Genomic DNA, 21,160 nt, shown 5'->3' on the forward strand with positions numbered 1-21,160 from the left:
CTTCCGATCTCCCGCGGAGCGGGTACCCCATCGCTGCGCGATGGGACAGCGACGCGGGTCGCTGCGCTCCCCGCGCCCACGCTGCGCGTGGGCTGCTCCCTGCGCTGCGCTCCGGGAGCCAGGGAAGGCCGGCCGCTGCGCGCCCGGCAGGCCACGCGCAGCGTGGCCGGGACGATCGAGGGTGTGAGGTGTGACGGTACGCCTGCTAGGGCGTTCTGTAGGGGCGTTGAAGTAGAGTGAGGGAGGACTGCGTCCTCCGGGTGGGTCCGCTGCGCTTCCCCGCCGGACGGTCCTTCCGGCTGCGCTTCCAGAACCGTTGGGGCCCACTGCGTGGACTTGGCTGGCTAGGGAGGGGTGGGGGTCGCTCGTTTGTGTCGGGTTCTGGTGTAGCGAGTGCATCGGATTGATGCAGCATGTACCCTTGGCGGAAACACGAGACACCCCCAACCACCAGGGTACGGCGCGCGATTTGATGAGCGGTCAGCTCAGTATTGGGTACCCCGACCACAGGCGAGGAAATACAAATTGAGCCGGTGTCGGCCTCAGCCACAGAACGGTACCCCCTATATGGGAAAGCCTCGATTCCGAGGTGCGGAGGTGCCTGAGCCGAATGGCCCCCTGGGCCGGGCGGCGGAGCTACCCACCAACACCGGCCACGTTTCCTGGCTTTTGATCGTCAGGGGAGGTACCACCCGAGACTCAGAGCCGCTGCTGCTGTCCAGGACCCGCACCGAACCGCGGAGCCGCACGCGAAGCGAGCCCAGCCTGCGATCCGCTAGCGCGCGAGGCGGGGAGAGCCGAGGCGGGACACGCCCGGCGTGGCTCCGTTGTCGTGTTGGCCAGGCCAGGTGCCGACCTGAGCCCTAGGGCTCAGGTGGTGTCTTACAGACACCTAAGAGTAGGTCCGGCTGGAAAACGCCCTGACCAGCACAAACACCGATCGGCATGTTCTAGATCTCCAGAACACGGGGGTACGGGTTTGTTCTGGAGATCTAGAACAAACCCAGGGCCGGTCCAGAGGCCGCAAGGGCCCGCTTGGGCCCGGCTCTGTTCTAGATATCTGAAACAAGACGGTTCCCCTAGTGATACCGTTCGCCACCGACGCACGATGATCTTCCTGGAGGCATTGATGGAGCAGCTGCCGGTCGTTCGGCCTGGCCAGCGCGTTGTCGCGCGGTCCGACGGCAAGGGCGGCATGTATGTCACGGTCGAGAAGATCAAGGGCCGCGAGTTCGCAGTCAGCGCGGAGGCGAAGGGCTATGTCCTGGACGCCCGGCTGCTGATGGACGTCCTGGGCAGCCTCAAGATGCCGGGGAGCTGGTTCCAGGTGTGGTGCAAGCTCGTGGCCGCCCAGGACCCCGCCTACCACGGCGTGGACCGGACGAAGGCCCCGCGCGGGTATGTCGAGATCAACCAGCGCGTCCTCCAGCAGCGCTGCAGCCTGTCCGCTGCCTCGGTGAGCGAGCCGTCGCAGTTCTTCCACCACATCGGCTGGATGCGCACGAAGAAGCCCGGCGTCGTGCAGCTGAACCCGTGGCTCACGGTGGCCGGGACCTCGGCCGAGCAGGAGCAGTGGCAGAAGGATTGGAACGCCGCGGAGGGCCCAGCCTGCATCATCCCGGCCCCGGACTACCCCGCCGAGTGGCGCGCGGAGCGGGCCAAGGCGAAGAAGGCGGCCGAGGCCGCCCGCCGCAGCGAGAAGGTCGTGGCGCTCAAGCCCCGTAAGCTGCCCGCCCGAAAGAAGGCGAGCGCGTGACGCGCGCGGGCATATCCTCAGAGCCAGAAGACATCGACCAGGAGGCCCTCGTGAGCACCACTTACGCACCTGGCCTACCGTCCGACGAGCCGGTCGTACTCAGCCGCGATGCTCTGCGGATGCTCGCCCTCGTGGACGTCTCCCTGACCGCCCGGCGCGTGCTCGATGTGCTCCTGGCCTTCCAGGACCCGGAGAGCGGCGCCGTCGGCATCAGCCAGGCCGAGATGGCCGCCGAACTCGGAGCAGGGAAGCCGGCGGTGAACCGGGGCTTCAAGGAGCTCAAGGAGGCCGGCCTCGCCTGGCTCCTGCGCCGTGGCTGCTACCAGCTCCACCCCGTCCTGACCGGCGGCCGGGTCGCCGGCACCGCGATGGCGGTCCCCGAGATCAACACGACGCCCGCCGAGGGCTTCACCGAGCAGCGGCGGACCCGCTTCGCCGCACAGATCGCCAACCTCGCGCAAAGCGCCTGAGCAGCCCTCCAGGGCTCTTCTCGACGCCACGGCGCCCCACCCCAGGGTGCGGCGCCGTCTGCGTGCCCGAGAAGCACGCAGCGCCACATGTCGGTATCACCAAGGGAACCAACATGTTCTAGTTCTCCAGAACACGCGGTACCCCCCCGGCAGGCCCCCAGGGCGCATATCGTTCCCCTCCAGGGGAAAGCCCAGGTCAACGGCGCGTAGCGGGGGCGACGGTATTACCAGAGGAACCGTCTTGTTCTGGTTCTCCAGAACAAGGAGTGGCGGCCAGCCCAGCCCGCCAGACGCGCACATCGTTCCCCTGCGGAAAACCCAGGTCAGACAGCCCGCACAAGCGTTCCCGGGGTGGAGCTCCGCGCGCCGCTAACCGGAAGGTCGGCCGACGCGGTACGAGTACGGCGTGACGTACGACTTCGGCCTCCACTTCACCCAGGAGCTGGGCAATCACTTCGGCTCGCCCACCGATGGCTGGCCCGCGACCGCGGAACACGTGACCCCATTCCTGGCGATCGTCGTCCACGCCCTAGGCGTGACCGACGGCGCGAGGTGGTTCGAGGCAGCCGGCCGGGCCCACCAGGAGATGGTCGACGCGGACCAGGCCCGGACCTACAACTTCGGCTTCGCCCACTACCTGGACTTGGCGACCGGCGCGCACGAAGAGATCACGCTCCCCATCGAGGCCGCCTTCGAGGCGATGAAGGGGATGTACGTGCTCGCCCGCCGGGACTCCGCCGTCGACGTCCACGCGTACTTCGACTGCGCGCTGCGGGCCTGCTCGCGCGACGGCGGGCACGCCGCCAGCACTCCGGTTGCAGCAGCCGCGTCCGCTTAGCCGTAGCCGGCTTCCGTGCAGCGGCCGTCTGCTGCATCGGTGAGGCCCGCCTTGCTACCCGTGCAACACCGGTGTGCCGCCTGGGTCGGGCGAATGCTGCACCTTGAGCCGGGTGACCGGGGCGGCACCCGGCCTTGCACCCTTGCGCTGCCCTTGCACCGTTCGCCACCAGGAGCAGCAGTCTGTGCAGCAGGACGGGGCAGCACGCCGAAGGGTGCAAGGCCCGAACGGTGCTGGAGGCCCTCGCTGGCGCTTCGCCGGGAAGCCGCTGGGGGCCGCCTGAGCGGGCCGCGGCTGGAGGCTTCCTTGCACCCCATGTAGTTAGGTACTTGTAGTACCTAAGTGCGGGTTGAATTCTCCCCCCCCCCCCCCCTGAGAGCGGAGCTCGCGGCCGGGGAGAGCGAGAACACCCGACGCCGGAGACGAGCCGCGAGAAGTCGCTCGGGGAGTCCGAGGAGGCCCGGAACGCGCGAAGCGCTGTAGGGCGTTGCGAGAGCCCGAGAAGCCAGTGATCGTCGCCGGGGAGTCCGGAGGCGCTCAGAACGCCACAGGAGGCCGCACAGCGCCGGGAAGGATCAAGCAAGCCCGAGGGGTGACGGGCACCGCGGTGAGCTCCGCCCGACCGTGCGAATGCTGCGCACCCACCAGAACTGCGCACCCACCAGAACTGCCAACCGAACATCCGCTTACGCGAGCGATCCCTCACCAACCGGCGGAGTCGCCGGTCCGCTGCGGACCGTCCTCGCGGTCGGCGCCGGCTCCTTCGACTCCGGCGAGCAGCAGCCGGTCGGCCTGGCCCAGGACGTCGCGGGTCAGAGCTCGATGAAGGCGACCACGACCACGGTCTTGAGCGCGGTCACGCAGTACACGAGGCGGATCCGTTCGACGTCGTCAACGTACTAGCCAGCCGCGACCCGCTGCTGTCGCCGCGGAGCAGTTCGCCAGCGTCGGGGTCGACGGAGATGACGACCAAGGCGCGGTCCAGCGCGTGCAGCTCTGCTTTGCTGGTGATGGCGTCGAGCTGGTTGGCGGCGGAGTCGGAGAACGCGACCCGGGCCCGGCGGGGGCCGTGCGGTGTGGGCATCAGGCGGCGAGCCGGGCAAGGTGGGCTTCGCGCAGTTCCTCCCACGGCGTGCAGTCCTCGACCGAGGGCAGGCCGTTGGTGGCGATGTCCTCCAGGACGGCGCCGAGCTGGTCGGCGCTCTCGCGGGTTCGGGCCGCGTACGCGCGCAGCCCGTCGGCGGCCGCGGGCTCCAGCTGCTGTCGGACAGTGGTGTCGGCGGGGGCGGGCTGTTCGCTCATTGAGGGGCTCCAGGGCGCGAACGGGCGTGTGCCACCGCGGTATCGGGCGGGCGCGGGCCCTGGGGGCCACTCCGCGGCACCCGGCTGGGAGCGGGTCGGCCGCCCGTCACATGCCGAACGATGACTCGACGGCGCCGATGATTTCGCGGGCCAGCTCGGTCACGTCGTCCTGGATGGCGGGGAACTCCTCGGTGTCGAGCAGCCCTGCCTGGTGGAGGTACTCGCGGATCCTGTCCACGACGGTGGTCAACGGGTAGGCGTCGTCGTCCACGGTGGCCTCCATCTCGGTCTCGGTGCTCAGGCGGGCAGGCCGGGGAGGACCTGACCGTTGGTGATCCGGGGGCGGGCGGTGAGGGCGTGGCCGTCGGAGACCACGTAGCGGTCGCCGTTGTCGGCCTGGATGGTGTGGGTGGCCGGCTCGGTGCAGGGCGCGTCCAGCCGGTCGTACGGCCAGACGTTGAAGCAGGTGAAGTCCATGCACCAGGAGTCGAAGCCCTCGGTTGCTCGGGCACGGGACTTGAGGGTGGCGCCGTGCTCGGGGCACACGCCCCACGGCACCGTGCACCGGCTCGGGTCGGCGGCGGTGCTCTGCACGGCCTGGGCGTAGAGCGCGGCGGCGCTGTCGGCGGTCACCCCGGCGATTCTTCCGCACCCGCCGGCCCACCGGGCCCGATCCCGGTGATTACGTTCCGTACCTGCACCGGCGAAGTTGTCACGCTGCTCGGAGGAGCCGAAAAATGGCGGCCAGCCCCATGGTTGCGGGCCCGATTGGCAGCGTGACACCCCTGCGTGACAGCCGGATCGAGGCGCGTGACACCCGAGCGTGACAGCCGGATCGAGGCGCGTGACACCCGAGCGTGACAGCCCGTTAGTCACTTTCGGTGATCATCGGGTGGGGGTGCGCGCGGGTGAGGAACGCGGCGAGCGCACCGGCGGCTTCCGGCTCGGTGGTGGCGAGGCGGGCCGTGAACGCCAGCTGGTCCATGTCGGCGTCGGGGACCAGGCGGGCGAGTTCGGCGAGCAGCGCGGCGTGCGCGAGGACCGGCGGCGTGAGGAGGCCGGCGGCTTCTTCACGGGCGGCGGGGTCGCGGTAGTGCCCGCGGTGCGCGGCTAGGGCGTGCGCGAGCCAGGTGTCGACGTCGGCCTGGACGTACCCGCCGGCTCGCCGGGTGAGTTCGTCGCGTACGGGCTCGTCGCCGGTGCGGGGCTCGGTCTGCTCCAGGGTACCGAACTCGCGCAGCGCCTGGAGCTCGTCGGCGCGGGCCGCGATCCGCTGGTCTTCGCGCAGCTTGGCTTCCCGGGCGGCGGCGGCCGCGGCGTCGGCGGCGAGTTCGGCCTGGACGACGCCGTCGGTGTCCGGGTCGTAGACCGTGCCCGGCGCGGCCGCGGCGAGCAGCTGGTCCAGGCGCTCCCACTCCGCGAGCTCCGCCGGGCCGCGTACATCGTCCGCCAGGTCTTCGTGCCGGGACGCCTGCCGGGCGTCGAAGCGTGCGTCCTCGAGGGCCGCCGCGATGGCGCCGGCGTCCATGCCCTTCGCCCGGCGTCGGGCGAAGCGGCGGCCGATCCGGGCGGGGTCGACCGGCTCACGGGGCGCGGCGACGCGCGGGGCGAGCGGTCGGCGGGTGCTCTCGCCGGGCGGCCAGAACCGGGTCATCTTCGGCCTCGCATTCGTGTGGATTCGGGAGCGGGCCGCCGCCAGAGCGCCGTACGGCGGCCCACAATCTGGTTTATAGCAGGCTCCGAATTCAGGCGGGTCAGAAGCGGAAGGAAATTGACGACACTGACGTGAAGTCCGCGCGGAGGCCATCCGCCCGTGTGCCCCATTCCGTGAAGTACGACTCCGTGATGGCCTCTGCGACGATCGGATGCAGATCCTCCTCCGTCGCACCAGCCTCCTGGAGGGCCAGGATCTGCTTCACGTAGAGGGGCGAGATGTCCGTGGTGATCTGGCGCTCGCGGCCATCATCCGAGCTGCCCGTGCAGGTGAACCCGAAGTACGCCGTCACCTCCACCATCATCCCTCTGGAGGTGGACGCCGCCGCGCGTGCCTGTGCCCTGACCTGCGGTTGCCACTCGGATTCGGTCTCCTCCACCAAGGCGGCCTGGAGACGCTTCTGCGGGGTCGACAGCTCTCCGGCGCGGTAGCGCTCCACCGTCCGGCGCGAGACGCCCAGGCGCTCCGCCAGGGCCTTGGTCGACCCCTTCACCCGCGTGAGGAGGAATTTCACCTGTGCATTTGCGGACTTCGGCGCGGGCCGGGTGAAGACCTTCCGCTCTGCTCGCGCGAGGGCCTCCAGGACCTTGCCGCGGCGCGGGGCCGGCTGCTGTTGCTCGTGATCGCTCATACCTCCAGGGACCACGGTTCACCTGTGGACAGCGGCCGGGCTCCGTGCCCAAGTCGGCCTTCAATGAACGGCGTTAGGAGGGTACGCGGGTGGGGGAGGGTTGCGGTGACAAGGGGAGGGACACTGTGGGGAAGCGGAACGGGGCGCGCAAGGGCGCCCGGCGGTCGGGGAACCCGGCACGCCGCGAGGTGGAGCGCCTGTACTCGGGGAACGTGATGGGCGAGCGCATGTACGCCGCCACGGTCCCCAGGCCGGGGTCTGCGGCTCAACCAGGCGTCATCATCCCGGTGAGCGCCCTGGCCTTGCCGAATGGTCTCCAGCTCCGGGACGCGACCCGGGACGACGCGGCTGAGCTCCAGCCGGTGATCCGGATGGCCGACCCGGACAACCCTGACGGCTCCTGGCGGGTGCTCTCGGCCGTGATCGACCAGAGCCTCGATCCGGAGAAGTACACGTGCGCACGCGTGGTGGAGGAGACGTCGTCCGGGACGCTGGTCGGCGGCATGCTCGGGATGCCGGCGGTGTGGGCCTACACCCACCCGATGCTCGCCGGATCGCCCAACGCCCACATCATCGCCGGGCTGGTCGCCAGCCTGGACTCCCTGGCGGTGGTCGAAGCGTGGCGCGGGCAGGGTGTCGCGCGCGCCCTGGTCGCTGAAGCCGAGAGGACGATGGCGGCGCACGAGAAGGGGAAGCTCGGCGCGGCTGTCCTGTACATCACGCACGAGCCGGAGCTGACGGACTTCTACGCCGGACTCGGCTTCACCCTCTCCCCCGACGGCATCGGCATCCCCACGCCACTGGGGCTGATCTGCCACGGCCCGATCGAGGGCTTCCGCTTCTCGGTGAAGCCGTTGCGCAGCGGCATCCAGATGGATCCCATGCCCACTCCCCACGGGCAGCACCTGATCATCCGAGGCGTCTTGCCGGGACCTGCACGTTGAGAGGGTGAGCCGGGCTCCTGGCTGCCGTTGGGCACGACGCCGCGAGCCTGACCGATCTCCCGCGGACATGCGAGCGGGCCCGGACCATCTGGTCCGGGCCCGCAGGCTGTTCGGGGCGGCCTCTACAGCTGGAAGCCGAGGTCGAGGATGTCGTTGATCTGGACTTCCTGGAGGGAGCCGGCGCGGCGGCCGCTGTCCTGGAAGTAGACCTCCTTGAGTGCTTCGGCGGTGAGCTCGCGCAGCTGGACTTCGGTGGCGCCCTGCTCCTGGGCGGTGAAGAGGCGGGCCGCGTACTGGGGAGGCAGGGCGACGGTGATGTGCCGCTGGCGGTCTTCATCGGTGGAGTTCATCGGCGCTCCGGCGTAGCCGAGGCGGGCGTGGACGTCGATGACGATGCCGCCGGTCGTCGCTGCCTTCTCCTTGGCCTTGGCCCGGATCTGCGGCTGCCAGCGCTTCTTCACCTCGCGCTCCAGGCGCGCGGCGAGGTCGGCTCGCGGCTTCTTGATCTGCTCCTTCACGTACCGCTCGACGGTGCGCTGGGAGACCCGCAGCATCTGGGCGACCTGCTTGGTGCCCTTGTACTGCTTGACCAGGTAGCGCATCTGCGCGCCGGCCGACTTCGGCACCGGGCGGGTGAACGCCTTCGCCACGGCCTCGTTGAGGCCGTCCCCGAACTCCTTGGTCATGCCGCTCCCTACTCCCCGTTGTCCTTGTCGGTGAAGGTGCCGTCCTTGATGTACCGGGCCAGGTTGAGCTCAGGCGCCTGGTGCTGCTCCCGAGCGCCTTCGCCCCACAGCAGGGTCTGCGTGCCCTCGTGCTTGACCAGGCCGGGGTTCACGCCGAGCTTGAAGCCGCCCGGGAGCGGCTTGCCCTCGCGGTAGGGCAGGAAGTCCAGCGGGTTCTCACCGTCGACGGCGTAGACGACGCAGTCGGACAGGATCGCCACCGGATACTGCTCGGTGAAGGCGGCGTGCTTGACCATCTTGCGGTGCAGGTTGATCCGGGTGCGGGAGATGACGGCGGCGCGGATGTCGGGCCGCCAGGTGGGGCGCTCCAGGGCCCGCCACCGTTCGCCGGAGGTCCAGCCCTCGCCGCGGGGCCGCTCGCGCAGCTTCCCCAGGCCGCCCTTTACCGTCGCCTTGATCGCCGAGGCGACGATGGCCATCTGCGGGTCGCGGCCCTTGTAGCCGTCCATCGCCGCGAGGAAGTCCTCCGGCGACAGGTCGGCGTCGACGCCGAGGTCGGCCATCGTGGCGAGGTAGGCGTCGCGCAGCCGGCCGTACCAGCCGTCCAGGTAACGGCCGTTCTCGTACCGGACGTACGCCTCGGTCGGCGTGACGTCGTACCCGAGCTCCTGGGCGTAGGCGATGGTCGGCGTCGCGTACCAGGCCGGGCCCGTCGGGCGGTCGCCCTTCGGCGTGAACGGGGAAGGCAGCAGCGCGCCGTCCAGCTCCGCCCACTCCTTGCCGACCTTCACCCGGGACAGGTCGACATGGCTGAGGTCGACCAGCCAGCTTCCCGGGAGCTTCGGGTCGAACACGGAGTTCTTGACGTGCGTCGGCGCGCCCAGGCCGACGACCAGGCCGTTGGCTCCGGCGGCGAACGCCATGTTGACGTCCAGGCCCACAAGGTTGCTGCGCAGGCACTCGGCGTCGGTGAGCGGGCGCGCCCAGTCGTACGCCTCCTCGAAGAGCTTCTCCGCCGGTCCGCGGACGTGGAAGCGCGGCAGGTCCGCCAGGAGCGGGTGTCCGTCGGGGGCTTCGCACGGCGCGCAGTCCACCGGGTCCTTGCCGAGCGAGCCGGGGGTCTTGGTCTCGGCCTGCCGCAGGACGCCGGTCTCCTCGTCGCGTACGGCGTGGGTCGGCGGGTGGAGGGCGGTCATGAGCTCCAGGCCGGTGACGGCGGTGGAGCCGCGCGGCGTCATCACCCGGGCCGCGTACGTGCCCAGCACGCGGGCGAGCTCCGCCGGCGGCAGCTGCCCGGCGGTGCTCCAGAACCGGGGGTCCAGCCCGTTCCACGACGGAATGCACAGCTGGACGCACTGGCGGTCCGAGCCCTTGGCGGGGCGGTAGATCCGCGCCCACGGGCCGAACCCGCGCTTGGTGAGCTGCCAGTCGGCGCGGGTCAGCTGCTTGATGACCTTGTGGCCTTCAGGGATCCGCCCGGCGATCCTCTCCTGTTCGGTGAGGGTCACCGGGAGGCCGTAGCGCTCGCACGCGGCCGCGGTGAGCACGATCAGCGGGTCGGCCGGACGTCCCGGCCCGGACAGCTTCGGCTGCCCGAGCTTCGCCTCTTTCAGCGTCCAGTCGACCAGGGACGGCAGGCTCTTGGCGGGCACGTCCAGGACCAGGCCGCCGACGCAGTACGCCAGCACCTTCCCGTCCTCGACGTCGACGACCGCCAGCGGGCCGTTCTCGAACCGCGGATCGGTGTCGCTCGCCGGGGTGTTGGCTGGGGCCGTCTTCCGCGTGCCGGAGCGGCGGGACGTCGACGTGCTCCTGGTGGTGCTCGCCGGGCTGGGCGCGGCGGCCAGGGCGGGGGTCTGGGTGTTCTCGGTTGCAGTCATGACCGCAGCCTGGGACGCCGCCCCTGTGGACAGCGGCCGCGCTTCCGCCGGAGCGGGCACGGCGGTGAACGTGGCAGGCACCGCGACGGCAGAGACGGGGGCGGCCACGTCGGCCGGGGCCGGGTAGAGCTCCGCGAGCTGCTTGAGCAGTCGCGCGTACGCGTCCCGTTCCGGCGGGCGGGGCTCGGTCTTGCCCGACTCCCAGCCCGACACCGTGGCCCGGCGCACCTTCAGCGCGGTGGCCACCTCGTCGATCGTCAGACCGTGCGCGGCACGCAGCCTCTTGCGTTCCGCCGGGGGCGGAAGCGTGGAGCGGGACGCGACCAGCGCGTCGACCGCATCGAACAAGTCGGACATGGAGCACCTCCTTTCACCGATACTAGCGCGTGAAGCGAACGAATGCCGTACGTTTGCCGTACGAATCGCGTACGTGACTGGGGAGGGGTGCGTTGAGAGACGAAGACGTCGTTCCGGTCGTGCTGGCCGAGCACCAGCACGAGGAGATCCTGGCGACGGAGATCCTGCCGATTTGGACCAGGCACGCCGTCCCGCAGGACCAGCCGGTGGTCATCGTTGTCGCTGGACCGGCGGGCAGCGGGAAGTCCCGGCTATGCGACCTCCTACTGGCGGTTCTCGCCCGCCGGGGCGGAGCCGTGCTGATCGGCCGCGAACTCTACAAGGCGGCCCACCCCCAGTACGACGCCCTCATGCGGGAAGACGACCTCACGGCCGGCGTGCGGGTGCGGCCGGACGTCCTGCGGTGGCAGGCGGAGGTCGAGGCGTACGTGCGTCGCAACCGCTTCGACGCGGTCCTGGAGGAGCCCGTCGCCGACCTGGCGGAGGCCATCGCGATGACCCGGGTCTGGCGTGCGGCGGGCTACCGCATCGAGGTGGTGGCGCTGGCCACCTCGGAGGCCGAGGCGCAGCTCAGCGGGTTGGACCGGTACCTGACACAGGTCGACGAGCAGGGTGCGGGCCGGTCCGTCTCCTGGGGCAACCTGGACCGCTGCACCCGCAACCTGCCCGAGTTCCTGGAGGCCGTCGAGGCCGAACGGCTCGCGGACCAGATCATGGTGGTCCGCCGGGGCCTTCACGCGCTGTACCGCAACGAGCTCACCGCGGACGGCACGTCCTGGTGCGAGTACACGGGCGCCCCGGAGACGCTGAGGGCGGAGTGGGTCCGGCCGTGGACCGCGCCGGAGACCTGGCAGTTCCGGCGCCGGCTGAACAGTACGGAGCAGCGGCTGCACCCGGCGGTGCTTGCGCCGGAGCGGCGTCTGGCGGTGGCCGGGGGGCTGGAGCGGGCCTTCGCGCTGGCCGAGCCGGTGCGCCGGATCGCCCAGCCGCTCACCGTGCCGCCTGGCGTCGACTACCACCGCTTGTCGGCGAGCGAGCACCGTTGGACCTTCGACGAGCTGATCGTCCCGATGTTCCTGAGCGCCATTACTGCGCAGGACGACCCCGTCAGCCTGTACGTGATGGGTCCGCAGGGGTCGGGGAAGTCGTACATGGCGCGCATGCTGCGGCGGGCGTTACGCCAGCGCAGGCCCATCGGGATCGAGGGCGGCCGCTTCAAGATGCTCCATCCCGACTACCGCCGGCTCCTGGAGGAGGAGCCGCGTACCGCCTCCGCGCGGATCAGGCCGGACTATCGGGCGTGGCAGGAGATGGCCGAGGCGTACGTACGGGCGCGCCGCGGGGACATGCTGATCGAGATCGCCCCGGACAGCGTCAGCCACTTCCTGAACAGTGCGCGGCGTGACCACCGGGCGGGCCGGCGTGTGGAGCTCGTCGTGATCGGGGGGCGCGCGGCGGACAGCAGGCTGGGGACCGCGACCCGGTGCGCGGAGATCGCGAGCCTGGGTGTCCAGCCACCGCGGTTCACTGCGGCGGCCGCCCACAACGCGACGGTCACCATCATGCCCACCGTGGCCGACGCCGCCGAACGCTCCCCGTTCGTACACCGCATCTCCGTGGTCCGCCGGGACCTGACCCCGCTCCACCTCAACGAGCGCGCCCCGGACGGCACCTTGAGCAAGCAGCCCCGAGCCGGCGCCGTGGTACAGGCCGAGCAGCGCCGCCCGTACACGCCAGCAGAAGCCGCCCACCTCCTCACCACCCTCAAGCGGCTGGAGGGGAGCTGCCGCAGTACCGGTCGGATCTGGCCGAGATCGCCGCGCTAGCCCGGCCCCTGATGCCCGCCCACCTCCAACCGCGCGCGATCTCCAACACGAGCACCACGGCGCTGCTGCCGGTCCTGCAGCAGACGTCCGGCTACTGGCCGTTCAGCTCCTGGGCCCGGGCGGCGTAGCGGGCCGCGATCTCGGCCACCTCCTGCGAGCCAGCTTCCTCAAGCGCGAGCAGATCGGCGGCGCACACCGCCAGCTCCGCCTTCAGCGTCTTCAGGTGCTCCGAATCCGGGCCCGCAGAGCCCTGCTCCTTCCTGATCTCTGCCACGTACCGGCTACTCACCTTCTCCACGAGATGCTTGGCGGCTTCGGGGCTCACGTGCTCTGACAAGGGATTTCCTTCAACTTGGCGGAGGGGATGGGGCGCCATTGTCTCTGGAGGAGCCACGCCCGCGTTGCGGAAGGTGGCCACGCCACACTGCCCAGGCCCTACGGTTGATACCGTCGATGATCATTCTGGGGGGACCGACCGTGGCCGACCTGCGTGCGCTGTTCAGCTCCAACAACCCGTCGTACGACGCAGTGGAGGCGTTCACCGACCGCCAGCACCAGTGGGCGGCGGTCGCGGCCGCGCTCGGCGAGCACCTCCAGCGCGTGACCCGGCCCGACTTCGACGTCGAGGACATCGAATCCCCCCGCACGAACCTGCTGATGTTCCACGGGGTGGGCGGGGCCGGGAAGTCGACCCTGCTCCGCAAGATCGAGGCCGCCCTGACGACGGCCGAGGACCGGCCCGCCCAGTGGGGTGCACCGGCCTGGACCCAGCGCCTTCTGCCGATCCGGATCGACCTCTCGCGCTCAGCGTCGACCGGATCCGACTACGAGCGCGTCCTGCTGACGATCCGCCTCGCGCTCGCCGGCGAGCTCGGCCGGACCCTGCCGTCCTTCGACGTGGCCCTGCGCAACTACTGGGAGACCGTCCACCCGGGCGAGCCCCTCGACGAGTACATCCGGCGCACCGGGATCGCGGGCAAGGTCACCAATCTGCTCCCCGGCCAGCTCCAGGCCGGCGTCGGGGAGATCGCGGCCGCCCTGCAGCTGCCCGGCCTGGTCGGCTCGGCCGCCGGACAGCTCACCTCGGCCCTGGTCACCGCACTGCGCGAGCGCCACGACCGCGCCCAGGCCATCGCGGGCGCCTCCCGTACCGCGGCGCTCCTGGAGGCCACCCCAGACCTGGAGGCCCTGTCGTACTACCCGCACCTGCTGGCCTGGGACCTGGCCCAACTACCGACGAAGAAGAAGCTGACGCCGGTCATTCTGCTGGACACCTTCGAGGACACCGCCGACCGCCACCGCGACCTCGAACGCCTCCTGCAGCGCCTGGTCTGGCTCATGCCGAACGCGTTCTTCATCGTCGCCGGGCGCAGCCGCCTGCAATGGGCCGACCCCGCCCTCCACGGACAGCTCGACTGGACCGGACCCGCCGCCTGGCCCGGGCTGGGATCCACCCGCACCGTCCCCGCACCCCGCCCCGGCGAACTGGTCGCGCGCCAGCACCTGATCGGGGACCTGTCCCCCCAGGACTGCGAGGACCATCTCGCCCGGCGGCTCACCGTCGAGGGCCGACCTCTCATCGACGCCGACATCCGGGCCGCGATCACCACCCGCTCCCACGGTCTGCCCCTCCACCTCGACCTCGCGGTCTCCCGCTTCCTGGAGATCCGCCGCACCGGCCGCACGCCCGTCGCGGCGGACTTCGACTGCTCCTTCCCCGCCCTCCTCGCCCGCACCCTGTCGGACCTCACCGCGGAGGAGCGTCACCTGCTGCGCAGCGTCTCGCTCCTCGACGCCTTCGACCTGGACCTGGCCACCCGGGCCGCCGGCCTTACCCAGCAGGCCCCCGCCCGACGTCTGACCGAGCGCCCCCTGATCGCGGAGAACCCGTACGCGCTGTGGCCGTACCACCTGCACCGGGCGATCCGCAGCGCCGTACGAGAGGACACCCACAGCGAAGACCGCTGGACCCTGGCCGACTGGCATCAGGCCGCCACCCGCGCGTTGGCCGCCCTCGGCGAGCAGTGGACGGCGGGCACCGCGCTCGGCCCCAGCCGCCTGCTCCTGGTCGCCTGCCTGCGCCAGGGGCTGCGCCTGGCCCGCGACCACCGCCTCACCGACCTGGGCTGGCTCATCGAGGCCGCCTACACCTACACCGACGACTCCGTCTGGGAGCCCCTGACCCTGCCCGCAGACACCGGTGCCCCGGACACCGCCGCGGACGCCCTGGCCGAGCTCCTCACCGCGATCACCCGCCGCCAGCACGAACACCGTCGGCAAACGGTGGAGAGGCTGAGCGAGGTCCTGAACACCGGGCTGCTGTCCGCCGAACTCACCGAGCTGGCCCTGTACTACCGGGCCAAGGCGTACAAGGACCTCGACCAGGGCGCCGCCGCCCGGGCCGGTATGCGGCAGGTCGCCGACGCCGGCGGGCGCCTCGCACCCAAGGCCCGCCGCGGCCTGGCCAACCTGGCCCGGTTGGGCGGGGACTTCCCCACCGCCCTGGCGGCCGTCCCCACCCTGGGCTGGAAGGGCCGCCACCACCGCGTCCTCGGCGACATCCGCTGGTCCGAAGCCGACACGGACCTGGCCCTCACGGCCTTCGAAGCCGGCCGCGCGGAGGCCGAGCAGCACGCGGCGGCCGGCGAGCGGGCCATGATGCAGGTCCGCCTCGCCCTCGCCGTCTCCTTCGCCGACCCCGTGCGCGCCGGCGACGAGCTCGCCTTCGCCCACCAGCTCCTCGATGGCCTCGATCAGCGCTCCAACACCCTGCTCGCCTTGGCGGTGGCCTTGATCAAGGACGCGGGGATCCCCGATGTCCCCGGCCGCGCCCAGAGCCTGCACGCCGAAATCGAGGCCGCGGGGCTGCCCTTCCTCCACCGGTTCGTGGAGCTCGCCCTCGCCTTCCACCACGCCGTCCGCGACGAGCCGCAGGACCTGGTCGCCACCATCGACCGGCTCCGCACGCTGACCGACACCGGCGACTTCGCGTACTTCACCGACATCGCCCACTTCATGGCTGCCCTGCCCCTTCCCGGGCCGTCGACCACCCGCTGGACCACGAACGAAGACCACGTCCGCTCCTCATGGCGCCACTTGGTCCAGGCCCGGCAGGAATACCTGCGCACCGAAGCCTGACCGCCCGGCGGGCACCAGGCCCCAGACGGAGCTGGTCCGGGACGCGTGGTCCACCGGCGCCAGGGCCGGGAAAGTAAATGGTCCGTACGCCGACGGCGTACGGACCAAAAGAGGGGAAGCGGCCATAAATGGCGAGTGCCCCTTCAAGTTGGAGCTGACTGTACGCCGGAAGGCGGCGAATCTGAAGGCGGCTCCGTGCAGGGCATGGTCCAAGACCCGCTCTCCGGACGGCCTCAGGGACGGTCTACTCGGTCAGGCGTGCGATGAAGGCGGGGGCGAGGGTTCGGACGCGGTCCTCTTCGAGGGAGCCCGCGAGTGCCTTGACCGCCATTTCAACGCCCGGGGTGGCCCGTCCGCCGAAGAGTTGGCGCAGCTTTTCCAGCCCGTCCGCCGCGACGTTGCCCACGCGCGGGTCGTTGCGCAGCACGGTGAACGTGTTGGCGACGTGTGATGTCCTGGTGGTCATCATGATGCGGAGTACGTCAGCCGCGTCCTTGTCCGTAAGGCGGTCAGGGCGCTTCTCCGCTTGGCTGAGGCGGTCGGTGATCTTGAAGGCTTTAGCGACCAGGAGAGCTGTCGGGCCAGCAACGTTGACCGTGATGGAGCGATCGTCAGCAGGGTCGAGGCTTCCGACGGACAGGGGCGAGCGGTCCACGGCTGCGACCTCCAGGCCCTCGATCCAGCGCGCTGACATCGTGCCGTGCGGGGGGACCTTGGCGCTGCGATCCCCGTTCTTGCGGGAGAGTTGCCGGGGAACGAGGAGGTCCAGCTCTACCGGAACAATCCGGTCTCCTACGGTCTCCTCCCGTTCCCAGAGCCCCGGCTGATGTTCCTGCCTCAGCCTGAAGCCGGCCTCGCGCAAAGAGGTGTCGAGGAGGGGCTGATCCCCGAGGAGAGCGGGGTCGATGCTCAGGTCGCCGTCGGAGGTGAAGGGCGAGGTGCGGATCGCCGCGTCCGGAGTGCGCAGGTAGACGGCCTGCGCCCCCACAACCGTCAGGGCATCGAGGTGGGGTCGCAATGCGACCAGGCCGTCGAGGAGGACACGTCGTGCTGCCACCGTCAGTTGATCGGGGTCGACGCCCTCCGGGATCTGTGACATGGTGCCTCGCGCTCTCGTTGCCCTGTGCTCTGCGTTGCGATCTTAGTGCCGCGGAGGCCGCGGCCATATGTCGTTCTCGGAAGCGCGCCACTCCTCGGGATATGCCTCCATGAAGTCCAGAAGGGCCTCGCCCTCGGCTGGCATCCGGCCGGGGCCGGCCAGACAGTCGAGTACTGCTTGGCTGGGTGCGACGTACTGCACGCCGCCGTCGAACTCAGACCGCCTCCGGACGAAGGAGTCCGACTCGTTCAACAGCAGGACGTCTGCGCCCTCGGTGACCGGCAGGAGTCCGAGTTCGTCTGCCGCGTCGTCGATGTTCAGCCAGGGGGCGACGTAGAACATCAGCTGACCGCCTACGGCGACCTGGGCAAAGCGCTGTGCGGCGTGGGAGCCGGTCACGGAAAGGCCATCGATGTATTCCGTGGCGAGGCGGGGGATCTCTTGCAGCAGTGCCGGGATGCCGTTGGGGGCCAGGAACCCTTGGTATGAGCCTGGAGCGAGGAGGTTCGTCGCGTTGGCGCGGGCGCGCAGGAGCTGAGCCCAGTCGACGTTTGCGATGGTCCGCCCTTCGCGGCGGATCAGGAGCTGATCTTCCAGGGTGTCCAGGAGCCGGGATACATACGGGAGGCTCAACTCGGAGACCCGGTGTAGATCGGTGGCGCGGTGAGGTGGGGGGACATCGGCCAGCAGACGCACCAGGCGTCCCGCCTTCACCCCTGCCAGAGTGGTCCTGCTGGCTTCCCTGGGCGCTGACCGCGGGGCCTTCTCGGCTCCTACGGTGTGGATGATGATGGCCGGTCGTGGCACGCGAATATCGACGTTGCCTGTCAGGTCCAGGTACGCGATGCCGTTCTGCTTCAACAGCTCCCGGGCCTGGGATGAGATCCACGGGGCGATCACCAGAAGGTTGGTGTAGTGATTGACCTCGCGGAGCAGCTGCACCTTGGGCACCAGCCGTTCCATGATGAACCGCGGTGGTACTGCCAGGGTCGCCTCCACCAGTAGCTGCGTGAAGGTGCTGTCCCCTTCGGGCTTCACCTCCAAGGCGGCGTCGAAGACGCTGCTCTTGTTCGGGCGCTGCGTGACCTGCCAGTCCGGCCCGAGTAGGCCGCGCAGGGCATCAATACCCTGTTCCAGTAGGTCCAGCTCTCTGATCAGCGGAGATTCCACCGAGCCATCATCACACGCTCACCAGGCAAAGTTGCTCAGGGCCGCGAGTTTACTGAGTCAGTAAAGTTCCGATTCCAGGCAAATTTCTCTTGAAACTGTACTTACCTGAGTCAGGCAACTTGTCTCTTCAAGCAAGTAACTAGCGTGGTGGTCGAGCATCCCGGCCAAGCGGGACGTGGCCAGATCTAGGCGGGCGACGTCTTGGCTCCGGTCACGCTGTGGACTGCAGAAGAGTGGCCGCTGGCTGCGAAATCGCGTCATCGACGTCGGTCTGCTGCCCGCCGAGCTCACCGAGATGGCCCTCCACTACCAGACCAAGGCTCACCGCGACCTCGGCCAGAACGACGCCTCCCGCGCCGGCATGCGCCAAGTCGCCGACAGCGGAGGCCGCCGCGCCGCCGCCGGCACGTGGACTCGACTATCGCGCCCGCGCCACCGGCGACTTCCCCACCGCCCGCACCCTCAGCCGGCCCGGACGCGAGGACCGGGTGCTCGGCGACATGAACCAGGCCGCCACCGCTCCTTCGGCGCCGCCCGCACGGAGGCCGACCGAGCTGTTTATCCGCAGGGATTTTGTGTGACTTACGCCACAGTCTTGTTGTGGCGGATCTGCCGACTAAGGACACGCATTTTGTACGCCGCAACCAAGTTGACCAGCAGATTCCGAGCCCCACCGGGGACGGGTTTTCAGGCCCCGGGAAGTGAGGCCTCAGACGATGAAAACCTGCGCCACCAAAGCGTGTTGGGGGAGGGTACGCGTGTCCAGATCCAGATTGGTGACTAGCCTTGTGGACGAGTCAAACCCCGGCGAACGGCGAAGGGAGACTCCGGTGAGGCCCATGCTTCCTAGGGCCGGCCTCGCGGAATCTCCCTCTCGCCATACATCGGGCCACCGTCCCATCACGAGGAGAGCAGACCCTTGGCGTCACTTGACCGTACCCCAACGCCCTTAGTGCCCAAAGCCCATCTGCTGGGCTGGCTGACCGCGGTCACCGGGCTCATTGCCATCATCGCCGTGGTGGTGCTCGCAGCCATGGGCCAAGGCGAGGCCGCAACAGCCGTCGGTGCTATCGCAGCCGCGGCCCTCAGCGTCGGCGGGGTCCACATCACGGTGCAGATCCGCCGGTAGAGCAGCGCGGATCGAACTCACAGGAGGTCCCGGACACCCTGTCCGGGACCTCCTGCACCAAGGTCGAGCAAAGCCACCCGTAGCACCTCTGGACATGACAAGGCCCCGAACGTTCGAGAACGTCCGGAGCCCCGGGCGGTCCGGTCGTACTGCCCCAGAGCGCTCTGGGCACCGGTCCTGACCCGCGCACCGATGTCGGAACGGACTACACCAGAGCCTAGCCGCGCCCCCTAGAGGCCGGAATCCACCGACGGGCTGAGCGTTCTGACGCCTTGACCCAGGGCGCCTCTTCTTCCAGGCGAGATCGCGCTCGTCCGCCCAGACTTTCTCCTGCAGCACTGCGAGCGCAGCGTCGGTTAAGTCGCTGTAACGCGAACTGGCTGCCAACTCTTCTCCCGGGTCAGTCGGTGATCCCGGGAGTATCACGCGCTGGCCAACCACTGCGGAGGGATTCACCGAGGCTGTGACACGCTCCACACAAGTCGGTTGCGTGGGAATCAACTCTGTGCAGGACCAGCCTGGAGGTGTAAAGACCAGTCCGCCGCAGACAGAGGAACGGGATCGACGAATCGGATGCGGTCAAGGCGTCGTTCAGGGGCGTTGGGAGGCCGCGACCAGAAGTTGGTCGCATCGCGGCGCTGCACGACCTCTTGGACCGCCTGGCCGGCGTCACGTGTGAATCCACCCGGAAGAAGAGCGACCCGGTGGCAGTACAGGTCGCTGCTGTTGTCCGTGTAGTCCTCCCACTTGCCGTCGACATACCGCTTGTCCGGTCGGATCACGTCGATGAGCTGAAAGGCATCCAGCGGCTGATGGGTCTCGTACGCGTCCCGGCCTAGCCCATAGCGCCCGAGCCGGACATCGCTCGCCACATGCCCGATCGCGAAGTCCTGGGATTCCTGAACAGTGGCGTGGAAGGTGAGTGTGTCGACCCACATCAGGAGCGCGGCGATCTCGCTCATGGTGAGGACGTGAATCCAGCCCTGGGTGAAGAACTCCGGAGGGAGCTCGATGAAGGGCTCGGTCTCCGTGGGAACGGTGTAGGAGACGGACTCCGCCACGGTGCTCCGTCCGGTCTCGGTCAGCAGTTCATACCCTCGCCGTGCCCGGCCGGGGCCATGGGTCGGCCGGACGAGGTTCATGCGCTCCAGCTGCAGCAGAGCTTGAGTGATCTGCCTGCGGCGGTTGACCGTAGCGGAGGCGCCCTGGATGCCGGGGCCCTTGTAGTTGGCGCCCGAGGCCATCATCCGCATCAGTGAGTGCTCGGCGCCGGCTCTCAACTCCACGGGGAAGGGGCTCGGCCACGTGTTGCCCGGGAGGGCCTCGCACTGCGCCGCGTACAGCAGCATCAGCTCCAAGCGAAGGGTGAGCCCCTTCGGAGTGATCATCTGGGCCGCCAAGGGACGCTCGGCCTTGGGGAGCGGCTTGCGCTCGTCCTCCACGACCTTCTTCACCGGCAGCCGGTAGAACTCCCGCCGTATGCGGACGCCGGTCGGGCTGATCCCGGACTTCCACACGGTCTGGACAGTTTTGTTCACGGTAGGGAGGAGCTCCTGACGGAGAGTCCGCAGGGTCTGTAGCCGAGTCTCTACCTTCAGGTCTCGTTGGACCGTCACATCTCCCCCACCTGACACGCCATCTAGACGGATTCACCGCTACGGATTAATCCGTATGTGTGCGGCACCAGTTTCAACTCTTCACATTCAGCGACAAGTTGAGATAGCAAGGCATGCGGATCAATCCGTTCCCAAGACTAGCCGACGGAGTGTCAAGGGACGTACAGAATTTCTTCTCGAAGGGCACGAACGCCCGTGCAGGACAAAACGATCGGCGGCTTCCCGGCCGCGGACATCCAGCAGGCCCGGAGCAACGAGCCGTCCAAAGCAGAAGCTCCAGGACCTGCACAGAGCGAACAGAAGAGGAAACCAACTCCGTGTCCAAGCTCGAACCTACCGCAAGCCCCACCTACAGCATCACCACGCTCCCGGCACCGCACACGCCCAGCCGCGCCCTGGAGTGGGCCGACTTCGGCCTCACCGCGGCCTGCATGACCGGGGGCGCCATCATCGGACTCTTCGTCTCGGTGCCCATCGGGATCGCTCTGATCACGACCGGCAGCATCAAGGTCATCGTGAACGTCATCCGGTAGCCCTCCCCCGGCCGACGAGTGGTGGCCGGCGGTCCAGACCCCCGGCCCCCCCTGCTCACGAAGCCGCGTAC

General features: G+C 69.5%; 19 protein-coding genes and 1 pseudogene. 8 read left to right on the forward strand and 12 right to left on the reverse strand.

The features are described 5' to 3' along the window. The first annotated feature begins 1,108 nt into the window (after positions 1 to 1,108). From ACIQWR_RS38640 to ACIQWR_RS38650, 3 genes are all read left to right on the forward strand, one after another. The gene (locus ACIQWR_RS38640) at positions 1,109 to 1,756 is read left to right on the forward strand and encodes a hypothetical protein (protein WP_404019945.1); all 648 of its coding nucleotides are present in this window, start codon (positions 1,109 to 1,111) and stop codon (positions 1,754 to 1,756) included. A gap of 50 nt (positions 1,757 to 1,806) precedes the next feature. After that, positions 1,807 to 2,226 carry a helix-turn-helix domain-containing protein gene (locus ACIQWR_RS38645; protein WP_404019948.1) on the forward strand — a complete coding sequence of 140 codons (420 nt, stop codon included), beginning with the start codon at positions 1,807 to 1,809 and terminating at the stop codon, positions 2,224 to 2,226. A 406-nt stretch (positions 2,227 to 2,632) separates the two neighbouring features. After that, positions 2,633 to 3,064, forward strand: a complete 432-nt coding sequence (locus tag ACIQWR_RS38650; protein ID WP_404019951.1) for a hypothetical protein — start codon at positions 2,633 to 2,635, stop codon at positions 3,062 to 3,064. Between the two features lie 812 nt (positions 3,065 to 3,876). Here the strand turns inward: ACIQWR_RS38650 and ACIQWR_RS38655 are convergent. The 6 genes and pseudogenes from ACIQWR_RS38655 to tpg (ACIQWR_RS38680) all read right to left on the reverse strand — a co-directional run bounded on the left by ACIQWR_RS38655 (position 3,877) and on the right by tpg (ACIQWR_RS38680) (position 6,711). Further along, a pseudogene (locus ACIQWR_RS38655) lies at positions 3,877 to 4,148 on the reverse strand (hypothetical protein). Beyond that, positions 4,148 to 4,366: a hypothetical protein gene (locus tag ACIQWR_RS38660; RefSeq protein ID WP_404019954.1), complete on the reverse strand. Its 219-nt coding sequence runs from the start codon at positions 4,364 to 4,366 to the stop codon at positions 4,148 to 4,150. Before ACIQWR_RS38660 ends, ACIQWR_RS38655 begins: the two are co-directional and overlap by 1 nt. A gap of 106 nt (positions 4,367 to 4,472) precedes the next feature. Beyond that, complete coding sequence (locus ACIQWR_RS38665; protein WP_404019956.1) at positions 4,473 to 4,649, reverse strand: hypothetical protein; 177 nt, start codon at positions 4,647 to 4,649, stop codon at positions 4,473 to 4,475. A gap of 14 nt (positions 4,650 to 4,663) precedes the next feature. Further along, positions 4,664 to 4,999: a hypothetical protein gene (locus tag ACIQWR_RS38670; RefSeq protein ID WP_404019959.1), complete on the reverse strand. Its 336-nt coding sequence runs from the start codon at positions 4,997 to 4,999 to the stop codon at positions 4,664 to 4,666. A 235-nt stretch (positions 5,000 to 5,234) separates the two neighbouring features. Next, complete coding sequence (locus ACIQWR_RS38675) at positions 5,235 to 6,020, reverse strand: hypothetical protein (RefSeq protein WP_404019962.1); 786 nt, start codon at positions 6,018 to 6,020, stop codon at positions 5,235 to 5,237. Positions 6,021 to 6,120: 100 nt separating this feature from the next. Further along, entirely contained in the window at positions 6,121 to 6,711 is a 591-nt protein-coding gene (tpg, locus tag ACIQWR_RS38680; RefSeq protein ID WP_404019965.1) for a telomere-protecting terminal protein Tpg, read from the reverse strand. Positions 6,712 to 6,836: 125 nt separating this feature from the next. On the opposite strand from tpg (ACIQWR_RS38680), the gene ACIQWR_RS38685 reads away from it, so the two are divergent. Beyond that, a complete protein-coding gene (locus ACIQWR_RS38685; protein ID WP_404019968.1) occupies positions 6,837 to 7,655 on the forward strand; it encodes a GNAT family N-acetyltransferase in 819 nt (272 codons plus the stop codon). A gap of 122 nt (positions 7,656 to 7,777) precedes the next feature. Here the strand turns inward: ACIQWR_RS38685 and tpg (ACIQWR_RS38690) are convergent, their stop codons facing one another. Together tpg (ACIQWR_RS38690) and tap are read right to left on the reverse strand one after the other, a co-directional pair. Beyond that, entirely contained in the window at positions 7,778 to 8,341 is a 564-nt protein-coding gene (gene tpg / locus ACIQWR_RS38690; RefSeq protein WP_404019970.1) for a telomere-protecting terminal protein Tpg, read from the reverse strand. Between the two features lie 8 nt (positions 8,342 to 8,349). Then, a complete protein-coding gene (gene tap, locus ACIQWR_RS38695; RefSeq protein ID WP_404019973.1) occupies positions 8,350 to 10,578 on the reverse strand; it encodes a telomere-associated protein Tap in 2,229 nt (742 codons plus the stop codon). Positions 10,579 to 10,670: 92 nt separating this feature from the next. On the opposite strand from tap, the gene ACIQWR_RS38700 reads away from it, so the two are divergent. Next, positions 10,671 to 12,404, forward strand: coding sequence for a zeta toxin family protein (locus tag ACIQWR_RS38700; protein ID WP_404019976.1), 1,734 nt, complete (start codon positions 10,671 to 10,673; stop codon positions 12,402 to 12,404). 91 nt (positions 12,405 to 12,495) lie between these two features. Here the strand turns inward: ACIQWR_RS38700 and ACIQWR_RS38705 are convergent, their stop codons facing one another. Then, the gene (locus ACIQWR_RS38705) at positions 12,496 to 12,741 is read right to left on the reverse strand and encodes a hypothetical protein (RefSeq protein WP_404019978.1); all 246 of its coding nucleotides are present in this window, start codon (positions 12,739 to 12,741) and stop codon (positions 12,496 to 12,498) included. A gap of 116 nt (positions 12,742 to 12,857) precedes the next feature. Here ACIQWR_RS38705 and ACIQWR_RS38710 point away from each other — a divergent pair, with 116 nt between their 5' ends. Beyond that, entirely contained in the window at positions 12,858 to 15,542 is a 2,685-nt protein-coding gene (locus tag ACIQWR_RS38710; RefSeq protein WP_404019981.1) for an ATP/GTP-binding protein, read from the forward strand. Positions 15,543 to 15,786: 244 nt separating this feature from the next. On the opposite strand, the gene ACIQWR_RS38715 is transcribed toward ACIQWR_RS38710, so the two are convergent. Together ACIQWR_RS38715 and ACIQWR_RS38720 are read right to left on the reverse strand one after the other, a co-directional pair. Next, positions 15,787 to 16,641, reverse strand: a complete 855-nt coding sequence (locus ACIQWR_RS38715; protein ID WP_404019984.1) for a hypothetical protein — start codon at positions 16,639 to 16,641, stop codon at positions 15,787 to 15,789. 42 nt (positions 16,642 to 16,683) lie between these two features. Then, on the reverse strand, positions 16,684 to 17,811 hold the full coding sequence (locus ACIQWR_RS38720) for a helix-turn-helix domain-containing protein (protein WP_404019987.1): 1,128 nt from the start codon (positions 17,809 to 17,811) through the stop codon (positions 16,684 to 16,686). A 919-nt stretch (positions 17,812 to 18,730) separates the two neighbouring features. On the opposite strand from ACIQWR_RS38720, the gene ACIQWR_RS38725 reads away from it, so the two are divergent. Next, entirely contained in the window at positions 18,731 to 18,940 is a 210-nt protein-coding gene (locus tag ACIQWR_RS38725) for a hypothetical protein (RefSeq protein ID WP_404019989.1), read from the forward strand. 497 nt (positions 18,941 to 19,437) lie between these two features. Here the strand turns inward: ACIQWR_RS38725 and ACIQWR_RS38730 are convergent, their stop codons facing one another. Further along, positions 19,438 to 20,478, reverse strand: coding sequence for a hypothetical protein (locus ACIQWR_RS38730; protein WP_404019991.1), 1,041 nt, complete (start codon positions 20,476 to 20,478; stop codon positions 19,438 to 19,440). A gap of 395 nt (positions 20,479 to 20,873) precedes the next feature. On the opposite strand from ACIQWR_RS38730, the gene ACIQWR_RS38735 reads away from it, so the two are divergent. After that, complete coding sequence (locus ACIQWR_RS38735; RefSeq protein ID WP_404019993.1) at positions 20,874 to 21,089, forward strand: hypothetical protein; 216 nt, start codon at positions 20,874 to 20,876, stop codon at positions 21,087 to 21,089. Positions 21,090 to 21,160: the final 71 nt, after the last annotated feature.

Source organism: Streptomyces sp. NPDC098789 (assembly GCF_044759975.1).
In the GTDB taxonomy this organism is placed as follows: domain Bacteria; phylum Actinomycetota; class Actinomycetes; order Streptomycetales; family Streptomycetaceae; genus Streptomyces.

Coding starts and splice junctions, on each gene's coding strand:
- ACIQWR_RS38640 (WP_404019945.1), top strand. CDS start 1,109: ATGATCTTCCTGGAGGCATTGATGGAGCAGCTGCCGGTCGTTCGGCCT.
- ACIQWR_RS38660 (WP_404019954.1), bottom strand. CDS start 4,366: ATGAGCGAACAGCCCGCCCCCGCCGACACCACTGTCCGACAGCAGCTG.
- ACIQWR_RS38665 (WP_404019956.1), bottom strand. CDS start 4,649: ATGGAGGCCACCGTGGACGACGACGCCTACCCGTTGACCACCGTCGTG.
- ACIQWR_RS38675 (WP_404019962.1), bottom strand. CDS start 6,020: ATGACCCGGTTCTGGCCGCCCGGCGAGAGCACCCGCCGACCGCTCGCC.
- tpg (WP_404019965.1), bottom strand. CDS start 6,711: ATGAGCGATCACGAGCAACAGCAGCCGGCCCCGCGCCGCGGCAAGGTC.
- tpg (WP_404019970.1), bottom strand. CDS start 8,341: ATGACCAAGGAGTTCGGGGACGGCCTCAACGAGGCCGTGGCGAAGGCG.
- tap (WP_404019973.1), bottom strand. CDS start 10,578: ATGTCCGACTTGTTCGATGCGGTCGACGCGCTGGTCGCGTCCCGCTCC.
- ACIQWR_RS38710 (WP_404019981.1), top strand. CDS start 12,858: ATGATCATTCTGGGGGGACCGACCGTGGCCGACCTGCGTGCGCTGTTC.
- ACIQWR_RS38715 (WP_404019984.1), bottom strand. CDS start 16,641: ATGTCACAGATCCCGGAGGGCGTCGACCCCGATCAACTGACGGTGGCA.